The organism is Brevibacterium spongiae, from assembly GCF_026168515.1.
Classification (GTDB): domain Bacteria; phylum Actinomycetota; class Actinomycetes; order Actinomycetales; family Brevibacteriaceae; genus Brevibacterium; species Brevibacterium spongiae.
The window spans coordinates 1-13,148 of sequence record NZ_CP093444.1 but is presented as its reverse complement, the minus strand read 5'-3'; the positions used below and the strand labels follow the sequence as shown (position 1 = coordinate 13,148).

Here is a 13,148-nt window from a genome sequence, read left to right as displayed (position 1 = left end):
GACACACTCTCAGTGTGACAGCGGCCCAAGCGCAGCGCAAGGGTCCGAGCCACTTATCCCGGGATAAGTGTATAGCTCGCTCCGCCCGGGGCACCTTTCGGTGTAGAGGCGGAGCGTCCGCGTAGCCGGGTTAATCGAGTATTCGCAACGGCGAATTCCGTTGAAACGCAGCTGGCCACGTGAGAGACTAATTGCACTGACAGGAGACCGAAGGAGTTGATCATGAGTACCGAGACGAATGATCCATTGGCCGTTGCAGAAGCAATGATGAAAGAACGCCGAGACACGGTGAAGTCGCTCGCGAAGCTCGGCGATGAAAAGGCCACGCTTCAGGAGAAGATCACCCAAATCGAGCAGCAGGAGTCCGATGCCTACGAGCTGGCATTAGCGTCCGGCTGGTCGCAGTCGGAGTTGAAGAAGATGGGATTCACTCGTAAGAGTGGACCTCGGAAGTCCAAGAAATCGAAAGATCAGTCAGCGACGGTGACACCGCTCAACGGTCAAGAAGTGTCGGCGTAGTCGACACCCACACGCAAGTGAGGCCCGTACCATCTGGTGCGGGCCTCACTGTTGCCGAATCACTTCGGCAACCCGATCAGCTTGTCGGGTCGGTATCCCGACCAAGCGTCATCTGGAGTGATGACCACGGGTGCCTCGGAGAATCCGAGCGCCTTTGCTTCGTCGACGAGACCAGGCTCGTCATCGAAACTGCGGTATGTGATCGTCACGTCACGGTCGTCGAGAACTCGTGCTGTTGAGCGGCACCTGGGGCAGTTAGTTTTGGTCCAGAATTCGATGTTCATGATGTCCTCCTGTGCTTCAAAGTGGGTGATTGCACGAAGCGCCCGGAGGTGGCCGTGAGGGCAGTGTCACCGAGGGAACCCGACGGAGGCGAAAAGTTTTCTATAGCGAGGAACGAGCGTTAAGGAGACAAGTTTTCGCCGCAGGAGGGCACGTAGTGCCGACATTGACACTGCCCTCACGGCCACCTCAGCATCGTGGAAGAAATCACCCGCAGCACAGGAGAGTCAGCCACGTCGATACCAAGACGCCGATGACCCCGTTGCATCATCACGAACACTAGGCGGAACGTTTCTTCTTCCCAAGATCGGGATTCGGCTCGATCTCTCCACGAAGCAAACGACTCACAGCCGACGGACTCACGCGCACAACTTTCGCAATCTGTCGGACCGTCCAATTGTCATCGCGCAGCTTCCGAATGTGTGCGGCAGCCTCTGGACTGATGTTGGACTTGCGGCCACCATGACGGCCATTCGCACGCGCGGCTTCAAGTCCGGCCTGCGTGCGCTCGACGATAAGTGCACGCTCGAACTCTGCCAGAGCTGCAAAAATCTGGAACACCAGATTGCCAGCCGGCGTCGTCGTGTCCACCGGGTCAGTCACGGATCGGAATGCCACTCCCCTGGTCTTGAACAACTCGATGGTCTCGATGAGATGTTGGGTCGATCGACCCAGGCGATCGAGCTTCCATACAACCACTTCGTCTCCCTCGACGAGAGTGGCCATGAGTCGATCGAGTGCCGGACGGTTCTTGGTCGAACCGGAAATGTGGTCGATGAACATGTGGTCATCGTCGATGCCTAACGCGCGCAGCGCGTCGAACTGCAAGCCAGGATTCTGATCCACTGTGGAGACACGAACGTACCCATAGGCCGTCACCGGCACACTTCCTCTCGTAACAATCTGCCGCCTGGATTCGCTTCGCTAGAATCCAGTTGCCCTCAAAAAATCAGTTACCACACTCGGTCACGGGGTGCGTCGCCTCTGCAGTGACATACTCCGTGACCTGCACTTGTGGTGGCCTGGTTGGACTCCTTTGGAATGACACCATTTCGATCAGCAACCGTGGAGTGCTGATCTTAAAATGGCGGAGATCCCGCCAATCCCCAGTCTTGGCTCTTCGACTCCGATGGGCCATCGGTTCGAGCGAATGCACGGTCGGAATGGGGCTCACGCGCATTCAGGCCGGCTTTGGGACCCGCCTGAGGACGGTTTTTCAACACCTGTTCGAACGAACTCAACGCCTGCGCATCGACCGATTTTGAAGCAGCCGAGGGACTAGTTGAGTTTGCCGGGGCTTGGTGTTCCTCAGCGACTCCCGCTTTTACAAAACGGGCTTTCACCTGCTCGACTGCTTCGGCGACATGGGTACGATCGTCTTCGCCTGGCTGCCAAAATTCATACCTGCCGCCAGCTTCGTCACTGACAAAATATTCGTGTGCCGCCCGTCCCAGAAGACGCTGTACCGCAGGGCTGAAGTCCTCTGAATGCACTGTCGCATTCAGATCCCCACCGTTTGCAATCACCAACCGGTCGAGTACAGGTTCAGGGCCGACATATGGCTCTTGCGTCGACGACGGTGCGTCGGCATAGGCCCGTGCCTCACGTCGCTCATACTCGGCGACCACTTCGGTTGCATGAGCAAGCCGAGCAGCGTTCGCTTCTTCCCCCGTGCCTGAGCTGGCAGTGAGAAGCTGCTCGGCGAAAGCATCACCGTCGTGGCGTGCTTGACCGTAATCGCGTGATTCCTCGACGCGCGCCCGTCGATCGACGGACTCAGCATGTGTCTCAAAGGCAGCCGAAACTTCGAGGGGAACATAGTCACCCTTGATTGGTCCAACATCCTTAAGTGTGTGGCTTGCCTCCGCATCAGTATGGCCAAGCTCCCACTCCCCATACGAATTGAAGCTGGCTGTAAACACTGCCCCAAGATCTTCGCGGCCAGTCTCTACGGTGATGCTTTGTCCTTCAGCAACCGCCACGGCGCGGAACGCGTCCAGGACATGATCCGCGACCACAGCACCACTTGGGTCAAGCAGAAGTGGAGAGTCGTTGTCAGCACGCAGTGGGCCGTCGGGGTCGAATCCAGCGTGGTGTTTCGGGGGTATCCACGCAAGATCAGTCTGCTCACGTAGAACGGTTTCAAGCGCCTGGGTCAGAGTCGAATGCACCGAATCCTTCCCACGATGACTGAGACGAATACTTGCCGTATCCGGCCAGTCATCCTGGACCGGCGAGAATTCCAAAGGAGTGCGCTGCCCGTAGAACCCATGGGCACGTTCCGGCGTGAACTGCTCCACCGACACAGATCCACCCATTGCGTCTTCCGACTCGTGGATTCCCTCATCGAACGCAACCACTTCGTCAGGTTCGAGGAACCGCAACGAATGAGTGAGGGCCACCTCGTCTCCCACATCATTGCTGACTTTCTGGGTCAGCTCAGCAGCGTAGCCAGCTTCGACGGCCTCCTGCGCCAAATCTCGGTGCGCTGTCCAATCACCTACCGGCAACTCAGCTGCTTCAACCTCAAACGTGTGCAGCGTGCGTGGATTGATCATGATCGTGCTCCTATCGTTCAATGCCTTGATCGGTTGAGCGTTGCTGTGGTGGTCTATATGCCGACTGCGATGACGCCCCCGAAGTGGGCGGTCCCGTCGGTCGGTCGGTGCCGGCCGCATGGTTCTTCCGAGCCTGAGCGATGGATTCGGCTGCCTGGGCATCGTTCAGGCCGGTAGCCATCGGTGACCGGCCACCGCGCGTGTTTTCCCTGCCTGGTGCCGCCGTTTCAGCGGTCGAGGAAGCTCGCTCAGACTGGGTCGAGTACCATAACCCGCGCGTCGACGTCGCCTCCGCTTTCGACTGCTCTGAGCGCAGGAAGTCCGCGGTGTAGGGAATGCTGAACTCGACCTGCCCGCGACGCGGTGAGGTGATGACGCCGCGATTGATGAGGCTGTCGCGGAACACACCGGCATGAGAGGTAGGCACACCCATCTGGTCAGCCACCGACGCGGTACGCGCTGGCCCATCACTGGCGCCCATGGCCGCCACGTACTGCCGCTCACGTTCCGGGAGATTCGCAAGCGTCGGCTCATGAATCTGGCGAAACATCGTCTCTTTCGCCGATTCCGCTGCCTCGCGGACATGGTCGAGCGTGATCTCCTCGGCCGGTCCAGCAGCCCTCCACGAGTTATCACCGATCAACTGCACCAGATACGGGTAGTTCGACGACGACTCCACAGCCGCAGACAAGGCTTCGTCACCAATGTGTTTGCCGGCTGCCTCGATCGGAGCTCGCAGACCTGCAGCTGAGCCATCGGGCGAAAGATTGCCAAGGTTGACGCGCTCGGCACGTCGTAGGAATGTCGAGACTTCTTCGTTGACCAAGCCGTTGATCGTCTCGGGCAGTCCGGCGGCCGCGAATGCGAACGGTGCGCCATCAGCGACCGCCGTCGAGAGTGCGTCGGTCACCTCCTGCAGCTCCCCCAGCTGTGACCGGTGCACCTCGTCCAAGGTCAACAACAGGCCGGTCCCGTGCTCATCGAGGACCTCGAGCGTGCGCATGAGCTGGTGCTGGAAGTCCGGTGTGACCGGAGCTGTATTCTCCGTTTCGGTATTGACGCTGCCACCAAATCCCAGCGCCGAGAAGCTGCCACCTTTCACGCGCGTCTGCCGGGTGTTCGCGGTGTCCATCTTCGACAGAGCCTCTGGCAGGCGGGCCGTGGTCAATCGATCGACGAACCCCGGCGTTGCCTGTGCACTGACTGTCAGCCATTGCCGAGAGTCCGCGACCTCGCGGAAGACTCTGAGCATGACTGACTTTCCCACACCACGAGTCCCGGTCACCAGGGTTGCTCTCCCCCGCGCCCCGGGGCCACTATCAAGGGCGTAGGCGAAATCATTGATCAGATTCTGCCGATCAGCCAACAGCGGCGGGATCGCACCGAACGTGGGGGTGAACGGTGACTGCTTGGCAGACTCGTCAGGAACCGGAGGAATCTCGAACGGTAGACTCATCAATGACCACTTTCCCTAAACTCACAAAGACTCTTTATAGAAGTTTATAGAGTTTATAGACGGAATATAAGTACTCCCGGCGACTACCTCGATGCACCGTCGACGGCGCTGGTCGTGACCACTCTACGCCTCATGTCCCGCAAATGGGACCGCAGACGGGAATTCGGCACAGATCAATCGGGACACACATTTCGGCACAGGGACGGGCGGCGCGATCCGCCCGTCCCGTATACGACCGTTTGCGATTCGACTGCTCGTATCACGACGTAGCTTTGTAGGCTCTTCGTAAATGAGGGTGTAGAGCCTGCTCTGTGAGTCCGCACGTGTCGTTGCCCGGGTAGACGTCGAGGCCTCCCTGAAGATGGAAGTTCCTACACTCTCCATCCGGAAGACCTCGACATGGACAAGCCTAGCTTCACGACCCCTGGTCTCGACGCGTTCTGCCTCCTCGATACCCTCAACCTGACTGTCACAGGGCAAGCTGTCGACGTCGATCACGCGGTCCTCGAATGCCGCACCAGTACCGAGTTCCAGGACTCCTGGTGCCACGAGTGCGGTGCGGAAGGCATTCCCCGCGGAACCGCGGTGCGCAGACTCGTCCACGTCCCCCTCGGCTGGCGCCCCACGATCCTGCACGTGCGCGTCCGCCGCTACCGATGCCCGGACTGCGCACGCGTCTGGAGGGAAGACCTCACCCAGGTCGGGGCGCCACGGGCGAAGCTGTCACGGTCGGCGGTGCTGTGGGCGCTGAAATGCCTCGTCATCGACAGGATGTCCATCAGTCGAATCGCTGCAGGCCTCGGCGCGGCGTGGCACACCGTCAACACCGCGATCCTCGCCACCGGCCAACAGCTGCTGGTCGATGATCCCAGCAGGTTCGACGGCGTGAGGGTTCTCGGGGTCGATGAGCATGTGTGGCGGCATACCCCGTTCGGCAGCAAGTACGTCACCGTCATCATCGATCTCACCCCGATCCGCGATAAGACAGGCCCCTCCCGGTTGTTGGACATCGTCGAGGGACGGTCGAAGAAGGTGTTCAAGACCTGGCTGGCCGCCCAATCACAGGCATTCCGCGCTGGTGTCGAGGAGATCGCGATGGATGGGTTCGCCGGCTACAAGTCAGCCGCGACCGAAGAGCTGCCTGACGCGACCCCGGTGATGGATCCGTTCCACGTCGTCGCGCTGGCAGGTAGCGCTGTGGAGCGGTGCCGGCAGCGGATCCAGCAGGAGACGCTCGGGCACCGGGGCCGGTCCGGCGACCCGCTCTACGGCATCCGTCGTGTCCTACTCACGGGAGCGAACCTGCTCACCAAGAAACAGACCAGCAGGCTCGAGGCGGTGCTCGCTGCTGAGGAGCACACACAGGTGGATGTCACGTGGTGGGTCTATCAGCGGATCGTGGCCGCGTACCGCGACCCCGACCGCACGCGCGGCAGAGACCGACTGAAGAGTGTCATCGCGAGTCTTTCTGCAGGAGTGCCGACAGCACTGAAGGAGCTGACCACGCTGGGGAGAACGCTGAAACGCAGGGCTGCTGATGTGCTCGCCTACTTCGACCGGCCCGGGACGAGCAACGGGCCGACAGAGGCGATCAACGGCCGCCTCGAGCATTTGAGGGGCACGGCCCTGGGGTTCCGGAATCTGGGCCACTACCTCCTCCGGGCACTGCTGGACACCGGAGGATTCAGACCACTTCTACACTCTCATTTGCGATGAGCCGAGAAACAACGCGTTCTCGAACTCGAGAAAGAGAACCGCGAACTGCGCCGCGCGAATGAGATCCTGCGGAAAGCGAGCGCGTATTTCGCGCAGGCGGAGCTCGACCGCCGCTGACAGACATCGATGCTTTCATCGACGAGCACAAAGACGAGCTGGGAGTCGAGCCGATCTGCCGCATTCTGAGCGATGCAGGAGTGCAGGTCGCTGCCAGTTCGTATTACGCGCGAAAGAACCGCGCGGAATCCGCAAGAAGCATCGCGGACAGGAAATGGGATACCCGCATTGTCGAGACCCATGAGGCTAATCGCGGGCTCTACGGAGCGCGAAAGATGTGGAAAGTGCTGGGCGCGATGTACCCGGAGGACCGGGTGGCTCGCTGCACAGTCGAGCGGCGGATGGCCGCCCTGGGTCTGTCGGGAGTCGGGAACTCCCGCACGACACGCACGACACGGCCCGCCCCGCAGGGAGCCTCGCACCCCGGCGACAAGTTGGAGCGGAACTTCACCTCTTCTGCCCCGAACATGAAATGGGTCGCCGATATCACGTATGTGCCGACGTGGTCGGGTTTCGTGTATGTCGCGTTCATCATGGATTTGTTCTCACGAGCGATTGTCGGGTGGAGTGTTGATACAACTTTGCGCGCCGATCTTGCATTGAATGCTTTGGAGCATGCAATGTGGGAACGAGGGCGCCGCAAGCACGACGTACGTGGAGTCATTCACCACAGCGACAAAGGGGCACAATACACATCAATCGCCTACACGAGTCGTCTTGTTGAAGCCGAGATTGAGGCGTCTGTCGGATCGACTGGCGATTCATATGATAACGCAGCAGCTGAAGCGCTGATGAAGCTTTTCAAGAAGGAGGTGGTGTGGAGAGACGGGCCATGGTCAGGTCGTGATTCTGTCGAATACGCGGTGATGGAATGGGCTCATTGGTACAACAACTCGCGGATTCATTCCCGATGCAGTGACATGGCCCCGATGGCGTTCGAGGCTCTGCACTACACTCGGTCCCGCTGGCCTGTTGAGGCTCGCGTACTAGAACCAGCTCTCTAGCAAACCCGGGGCGATCCAGAGCTCGATCATCAGCACGACCTCCACGACCACGGGTTCTGGGGGAGGGTCCGGCATGCTCTGGTTCCGCACAGTCATGACCACTCCGAGGTGATCCGGACCGCCGATGAGGCCAGCGCCTACGGGATCCGGGCGGCGTGGTTCAGTCTGGCCGGGATGGGTGCGACCGCCCTGCTGCAGATCGTCATCGTCGTCCTCAGCGGCTCGATCGCCCTGCTGGCCGATACGGTTCACAACCTGGGGCATCTGGCCACCACCATCCCCTTGATCATCGCCTTCCGGTTGGGGCGCCGGCCGGCGACGCGGCGCTACTCCTACGGCTACAAGCGGGCCGAGGATCTGGTGGGGCTCTTCATCGGTCTGATCATCGCCGTCTCCGCAGCACTCATCATCTGGGAATCGATCCGCGGGCTGATCGAGCCCCGGCCCCTGAGCCACCTGGGCTGGGTACTCGCTGCCGCCCTTGTCGGGGCGGCCGGTAACGAAGCTGTCGCGATCTACCGCATCCGGGCCGGCAAACGCATCGGATCCGCCGCCCTGGTCGCCGAAGGACAGCACGCCCGCACCGACGCCCTGACCTCGCTGGCGGTGGTCGCCGGCGTGATCGGTGCTTGGTTCGGTCTTCCTCAGCTCGACGCGATCATCGGACTGCTGATCGCAGCGGTGATCATCGCAGTGCTGGTCAACTCGATGCGCACCGTCGTCCACCGCCTCATGGACGGCACCGAGACCGACACTATCGACACGATCGAACACACCGCCGCGGCAATCAACGGCGTGAGGGCCGTGGACGGCGTCCGCGCCCGCTGGCTGGGTCACCGACTCGAATGCGAACTCACTCTCACCCTCGACCCCGACACAAACCTCGCCGCTGCCGACACGGTCGCACACGCGGTCCGCGACCGGCTGCACCACGAACTCCCATACCTCAACCGCACGGTCATCCAATTCGCTGCTTGAAGTCGACACGACGCACTGGACGCGAAGTCGAGGCTTCATCGCTGGATCAACAAGATCCACCCTCAACCTGGGCCACCGGAAGGCCAGACGTTACCACGCGAATCCCTGCCCGGCGATCGTGGAGAAAGTCCCGGACGCGCGCCCGCCCAACTGAATCTCGTCAAGAGTGACGCCACCGAATCACAACTGCTCGCCCGGGAAGGTGCGTCACCGCGAGCATCAAAGCAACGACGAACAGGGCGACCGCGCCGAGAATAGTTCCGCTGACGGCCGGGATGACCTTTGACGCTCGACCGGATTCGTGGCGGGAGATTCCGATGAAACCGAGCACGATGGCGAGAGCAGCGGTTGGGGCAGCGATGAAGTCGCCAATCACGGGGATGAACGCGCAGACCACCGAGATGATACTGAAGGTGAGCGCATAGGCCCCTGCGTTGTCACCCTCTCGCTGGGGCGGCGGCTTTCCTCGCATGTAGAGATCCTGTCTGAAACGTCGAGCGGCTATAGCCGCCGCGGGCGGCATCGAACAAGACCGGCAGCGCAGGGACTGAAGCAGCGCGATTAACCTGGCCAGCTCCGACAACGCCAGCGATTTGATTATAGTTGCGCTCGGCACAGCGGATAGGCCGCGTAGAGGCGAAGAAGGCATCTCGACACTGCCCCGTGACCTCTGTGGCGGCGGGGCCATTCGTTACTTCACCTCAGGGAACTCACGACCGTCGTCAACGTTCCATCGCTATGATTGGCCTTACTACTTGACCAGAGGAGAACCCCCGTGGGATTGAACGACTACCTGAAAAGGGCCAAGGATGCCCTGCGGGGCGAAAAGGGGCAACAGCTCTTGGACAAGGCTGGAAACGCAGCGAGCAAAGCGACTGGCGGACGCCACGACGACAAGATTCAGAAGGCGCGTGGTGCCGCTGACCGTGCCATTGGCAACGACGACAAGCCGGACGATCCGCGAGTCTGAGTTTCACTGACGTGGTCTCGACCTCCTCCGTGGAGGTCGAGACCATTTGTTGGGTCCTCCTCTGGCCCTGCACTCACCTGGATGTTGTGCGTCCCACCTTTCCCTTGTCGTCCGCCGACAGTGATCCGGGAGCTCACTGTTCATGCGGGAGCAGCGGTTCGGTCCTCAGTGAACCGGGAACGTACTCTTCCACGAGTTCTATCCATCAATCTGGTGGTTATGGTGTGAAGCGGTAGCCCATGCCCAGTTCGGTGCGGAAGTAGCGGAGGCGCGCTGGTTCGGGTTCTTTCTGGCCCGGAGCTGGGAGATGTAGACCCGCAGCTAGTTTGCTTCCTCGCCGTAATCGGGTCCCCAGAGGTGCTGGGCGGGAGACGGCCTGGTGCCGCCATCAACGACGTCTCGGTCGGTGCTGACCTGCCTTAATCGCTGGGTGCGGCCGAAGCGCCCGAGGCAGCAGCTACGGTCAGGGCTGGATCGTTCGTTCCTCGCTGGCGTGGCCTGGGTCGAAGTGGCTTGCCTCGGAGACGCGCAAGGGCACGAAAGACTCCACTGATTCGGCTGAGAGAGCTCGGGTCGTGATGCAGACGTGGTCTCCGCCGTCGTCGAGCATGGCGAGACGCTCAAGCACGATCCGGTTCGGACACGCGCCGAGCAGTGGCACCCCAGTGTCATCGCGCTCGACGTCGATTCCGGCGAACTTGTCCGTGTCGTCGCCGGAACGGGTGCCGAACCGCTCCGCGATGGCACGGTTGTCCGCGCTTAGGAAGTGAACTGCGAAGTGCGTAGCGCGGAGGCCCACACGATAGGTGTGGTTGGCCTTCGACAGCCATAGGCAGTACCGCTGCGGGCTGATTCCCGACTGCGTATGAAACCCGACCACGCAGCCGGCCAGTTCGCCCTCCGCCACGGTTGTCACCACGATCAGGGGCTGGTCGACCGAGGCCATGAGGGTTTCGAAAGCGTCGTCACTCATCGTGGACGCACTCCTTTCATACGACCTGCCGGAAGGCTTGCCGTCGTCATTCATCATCCATGGCTCTGCTTGTGAAGGCGAGAGCGGAGGGCCAGCTCTTGCTGAAATCTGCGAGCACCAGGTCGGCCCGAAGCCCTTCGACCAGAGAGCCACGGTCGTCCAGACCCACACAGGCGGCAGCACCTGAGGTGACGAGTCGAACCGCCTGTGGAAGCGCCGCGACTCCGTCACGCACCAGTCGAAGTATGGCCGGAAGCATTGACGTCGGGATGTAGTCGCTGGCGAGCGCATCGGTCAGGCCCGCAGAAACGAGTTCAGCTGCGGATACGTTGCCGGTGTGCGATTCTCCGCGGACAATGTTGGGCGTGCCCGCGATGATGAGCATTCCAAGGTCCCGGGCCGCGCGAGCGGCCGAAACGGTCGTTGGGAACTCCGCGACAGCGCAACCGCGAGCAGCTGCCGCTGACACCTCCTCCGGCGTCGTCAGGTCGTGGGCGAAAAGCCGGATGGCACCTTCCTGGGCCAGGCCTTCCAACCACGACAGGGTGCTGTCGCGCACGGCAAGACGCTCGTCACGACTGCTGCGCCACCATTCGACATGATCAGCAGCGTCTTCGTCAGACATTCCTTCACCATGAACCAGCCACTTCTGCATCTTCGCCGGGTCGGAGAATTGTCCTTGCCCCGGCGTGTGGTCTTCATGAGATACGACTGGCACACGCGGCGCAGACACCCGTGACTCGAAATCCTTCTCGAGAAGCGCCCGCCCGTGCGCGCAGCGAATGTCTAGTCGGTGCAGCACTTGATGATCAACCTGAGAGTCGTCGGTGTCGCGGAGTGCCTCCGAAAGCTCGGAGGCTGCAGGCGAATCGATCGGCGTCCCCACGATCGAGCTCTCTTGGAAGGCCAGCCCGTGGAAGGCCGTCGTGATGCCCGCAGCGCGCAGCCGAGCGCCGGCAGATGCGACGGCGAACGATGGATCGAGCGCGGCACCAGGTCGTGGACGCACCTCCCGCGAGAGCAGGTCGCTGTGCACATCGACGAGCCCCGGCAACACGAAGGCTCCACGAGCATCAAGGTCACACTCGGCCCCACGAGGATGCGTCCCGACCTCGGTGATGCGGCCACCGCGGACAACGACCCTGGCGTCATCTACCACTCTGTCGGGCAGCACTGCAGCGGCGTGACCGATCACAATGTCGGAGATCGTTCCGTCCGAGGTCAAAGATGCCATCCACAGAGCCTGTCACCCGCTCTTGACTGCGAAGTGTACGCCTCGTGAACGCCCATCCACCTCCGCCGTTCCACCGGCGTTCACCAACGGTTATCCCAGATCCGACCGCGCGTTCTCAATTCATCTATACGTTTGATCGCGTAACCAGTAGTCGTATAGAGGACTCGCAATGATTGAACTCACGGATGTCAGCAAGACCTACCAGGGCGGAGTGCAAGCCCTCGGGACCACCGACCTGTCGATCGAGAGCGGAAAGGTCACCGTACTCCTCGGCCCGTCGGGGGCCGGGAAATCCACTCTGCTGCGGTGCATGAACCTGCTCGTGACCCCCAGCACCGGAACAGTGCGGGTCGAGGGCGTCCCGGCACTCGAATCACGCAAAGACCTGCGCCACCACCGCAGACGCACCGGAATGGTCTTCCAGCACCACCAGCTCATCCCCCGGTACACGGCGCTGCGGAATGTGCTCCTCGGCAGGGTCGGTTACTACAGCTTCTGGCGCAGCCTTCTGCCCTTCAGCCGGAGCGACGAACGCATCGCCCTCGAATCGCTCGACCGAGTCGGGCTGCTGGACAAGGCCCTGACCCGCGTCGACAACCTCAGCGGCGGTATGCAGCAGCGCGTGGGCATCGCCCGCGCTTTGGCCCAGCAGCCGGACCTGATCCTGGCCGACGAACCGGTCGCCAGCCTCGATCCCGCCTCGGCGCGTCGCGTCATGGACCTGTTGCGCCGCGTCTGCCAGGAGAGCGGAATCACCCTGATCGCCAGCCTTCACCAGGTCGACCTCGCGCTCGAGCACGCCGACCGCATCGTGGGCCTCGCCCGCGGGCGGATCGTCTATGACGGTCCCGCTGCCGGCATCACCGACGCAGACCTCCGCCTGATCTACGAAGGCGCGCCGGACGATTCCCGATCCGACGCCCCTGTAAGAGCCGGTCAGGACACGCTTGCGGCCGAGCGCTCCTGACCAGAGCCGCTCAACCGAACTCAGTCGCACCCACCACGACATCGAACGACCCATTGCACGACCCGACTCACCAAGCGACACGACTCACCCCAGGAGTGAATCACCATGATCGGACGCCCCCGTTTCACCGCTGCTGCGGCAGCCCTGCTGACTTCCGCCCTCCTTCTCTCCGGCTGCGGTGCCGCCGGAGAGGCGAGCGCCGCACCCGACACGCTCCGGGTTGCCCTGCTGCCCGACGAGAACGCCTCGGACGTCATCAAGAACAATGAACCGCTCAAGAAGCACCTCGAAGAGGAGCTGGAGATGGACGTCGAGCTCGTCGTGACGACCGACTATTCCTCGATGATCGAGGCGATGTCGCGCGGCCGCCTCGAACTGGCCTATTTCGGTCCTCTCTCGTTCGTCCTCGCACAGGAAAAGGCCGATATCGAGCC

At 61.7% G+C, this 13,148-nt stretch carries 13 protein-coding genes, 1 pseudogene and 1 other annotated feature; of the genes and pseudogenes, 7 read left to right on the top strand and 7 right to left on the bottom strand.

Annotated features, from left to right (window positions below):
* Positions 1 to 222: 222 nt before the first annotated feature.
* Entirely contained in the window at positions 223 to 519 is a 297-nt protein-coding gene (locus L1F31_RS18690) for a hypothetical protein (protein WP_265420494.1), read from the top strand.
* 59 nt (positions 520 to 578) lie between these two features.
* Here the strand turns inward: L1F31_RS18690 and L1F31_RS18685 are convergent, their stop codons facing one another.
* From L1F31_RS18685 to L1F31_RS18670, 4 genes are all read right to left on the bottom strand, one after another.
* Complete coding sequence (locus L1F31_RS18685) at positions 579 to 803, bottom strand: glutaredoxin domain-containing protein (RefSeq protein WP_265420493.1); 225 nt, start codon at positions 801 to 803, stop codon at positions 579 to 581.
* A 277-nt stretch (positions 804 to 1,080) separates the two neighbouring features.
* Positions 1,081 to 1,680, bottom strand: a complete 600-nt coding sequence (locus L1F31_RS18680; protein ID WP_265420535.1) for a recombinase family protein — start codon at positions 1,678 to 1,680, stop codon at positions 1,081 to 1,083.
* Positions 1,681 to 1,880: 200 nt separating this feature from the next.
* Positions 1,881 to 3,359, bottom strand: coding sequence for a hypothetical protein (locus tag L1F31_RS18675; RefSeq protein WP_265420492.1), 1,479 nt, complete (start codon positions 3,357 to 3,359; stop codon positions 1,881 to 1,883).
* A gap of 10 nt (positions 3,360 to 3,369) precedes the next feature.
* Positions 3,370 to 4,815 (bottom strand): ATP-binding protein, encoded by a 1,446-nt coding sequence (locus L1F31_RS18670; protein WP_265420491.1) that lies wholly within the window; start codon positions 4,813 to 4,815, stop codon positions 3,370 to 3,372.
* Positions 4,816 to 5,214: 399 nt separating this feature from the next.
* On the opposite strand from L1F31_RS18670, the gene L1F31_RS18665 reads away from it, so the two are divergent.
* The 3 genes and pseudogenes from L1F31_RS18665 (at position 5,215) to L1F31_RS18655 (ending at position 8,570) form a co-directional block, all read left to right on the top strand.
* Positions 5,215 to 6,531 carry an ISL3 family transposase gene (locus L1F31_RS18665; protein ID WP_265420490.1) on the top strand — a complete coding sequence of 439 codons (1,317 nt, stop codon included), beginning with the start codon at positions 5,215 to 5,217 and terminating at the stop codon, positions 6,529 to 6,531.
* Positions 6,532 to 7,592: pseudogene (locus L1F31_RS18660) on the top strand (IS3 family transposase); the annotation flags it as partial.
* Positions 6,612 to 6,743: a sequence feature (AL1L pseudoknot), on the top strand. Its footprint overlaps the pseudogene before it by 132 nt.
* Before the next feature lie 108 nt (positions 7,593 to 7,700).
* Positions 7,701 to 8,570 (top strand): cation diffusion facilitator family transporter, encoded by an 870-nt coding sequence (locus tag L1F31_RS18655; protein WP_265420489.1) that lies wholly within the window; start codon positions 7,701 to 7,703, stop codon positions 8,568 to 8,570.
* Between the two features lie 160 nt (positions 8,571 to 8,730).
* Here L1F31_RS18655 and L1F31_RS18650 read toward each other — a convergent pair whose 3' ends face one another.
* Complete coding sequence (locus tag L1F31_RS18650; RefSeq protein WP_265420488.1) at positions 8,731 to 9,153, bottom strand: hypothetical protein; 423 nt, start codon at positions 9,151 to 9,153, stop codon at positions 8,731 to 8,733.
* A gap of 192 nt (positions 9,154 to 9,345) precedes the next feature.
* Here L1F31_RS18650 and L1F31_RS18645 point away from each other — a divergent pair, with 192 nt between their 5' ends.
* Positions 9,346 to 9,540 (top strand): antitoxin, encoded by a 195-nt coding sequence (locus tag L1F31_RS18645; protein WP_137319270.1) that lies wholly within the window; start codon positions 9,346 to 9,348, stop codon positions 9,538 to 9,540.
* 463 nt (positions 9,541 to 10,003) lie between these two features.
* Here L1F31_RS18645 and L1F31_RS18635 read toward each other — a convergent pair whose 3' ends face one another.
* Positions 10,004 to 10,570 (bottom strand): flavin reductase family protein, encoded by a 567-nt coding sequence (locus L1F31_RS18635; RefSeq protein WP_346732509.1) that lies wholly within the window; start codon positions 10,568 to 10,570, stop codon positions 10,004 to 10,006.
* Positions 10,560 to 11,747, bottom strand: coding sequence for an alpha-D-ribose 1-methylphosphonate 5-triphosphate diphosphatase (locus L1F31_RS18630; protein ID WP_137319272.1), 1,188 nt, complete (start codon positions 11,745 to 11,747; stop codon positions 10,560 to 10,562). Before L1F31_RS18630 ends, L1F31_RS18635 begins: the two co-directional genes overlap by 11 nt.
* A gap of 169 nt (positions 11,748 to 11,916) precedes the next feature.
* Here L1F31_RS18630 and phnC point away from each other — a divergent pair, with 169 nt between their 5' ends.
* Positions 11,917 to 12,714: a phosphonate ABC transporter ATP-binding protein gene (gene phnC / locus L1F31_RS18625; RefSeq protein ID WP_265420487.1), complete on the top strand. Its 798-nt coding sequence runs from the start codon at positions 11,917 to 11,919 to the stop codon at positions 12,712 to 12,714.
* A gap of 105 nt (positions 12,715 to 12,819) precedes the next feature.
* Positions 12,820 to 13,148: PhnD/SsuA/transferrin family substrate-binding protein (locus tag L1F31_RS18620; RefSeq protein WP_265420486.1), on the top strand; the 329-nt coding region annotated here is incomplete at its 3' end.

Bases quoted from the DNA above. Each gene is read 5' to 3' on its own strand.
- L1F31_RS18690 (WP_265420494.1), top strand. From the start codon at position 223: ATGAGTACCGAGACGAATGATCCATTGGCCGTTGCAGAAGCAATGATG.
- L1F31_RS18670 (WP_265420491.1), bottom strand. From the start codon at position 4,815: ATGAGTCTACCGTTCGAGATTCCTCCGGTTCCTGACGAGTCTGCCAAG.
- L1F31_RS18635 (WP_346732509.1), bottom strand. From the start codon at position 10,570: ATGATGAATGACGACGGCAAGCCTTCCGGCAGGTCGTATGAAAGGAGT.
- L1F31_RS18665 (WP_265420490.1), top strand. From the start codon at position 5,215: ATGGACAAGCCTAGCTTCACGACCCCTGGTCTCGACGCGTTCTGCCTC.
- L1F31_RS18675 (WP_265420492.1), bottom strand. From the start codon at position 3,359: ATGATCAATCCACGCACGCTGCACACGTTTGAGGTTGAAGCAGCTGAG.
- L1F31_RS18630 (WP_137319272.1), bottom strand. From the start codon at position 11,747: ATGGCATCTTTGACCTCGGACGGAACGATCTCCGACATTGTGATCGGT.
- L1F31_RS18685 (WP_265420493.1), bottom strand. From the start codon at position 803: ATGAACATCGAATTCTGGACCAAAACTAACTGCCCCAGGTGCCGCTCA.
- phnC (WP_265420487.1), top strand. From the start codon at position 11,917: ATGATTGAACTCACGGATGTCAGCAAGACCTACCAGGGCGGAGTGCAA.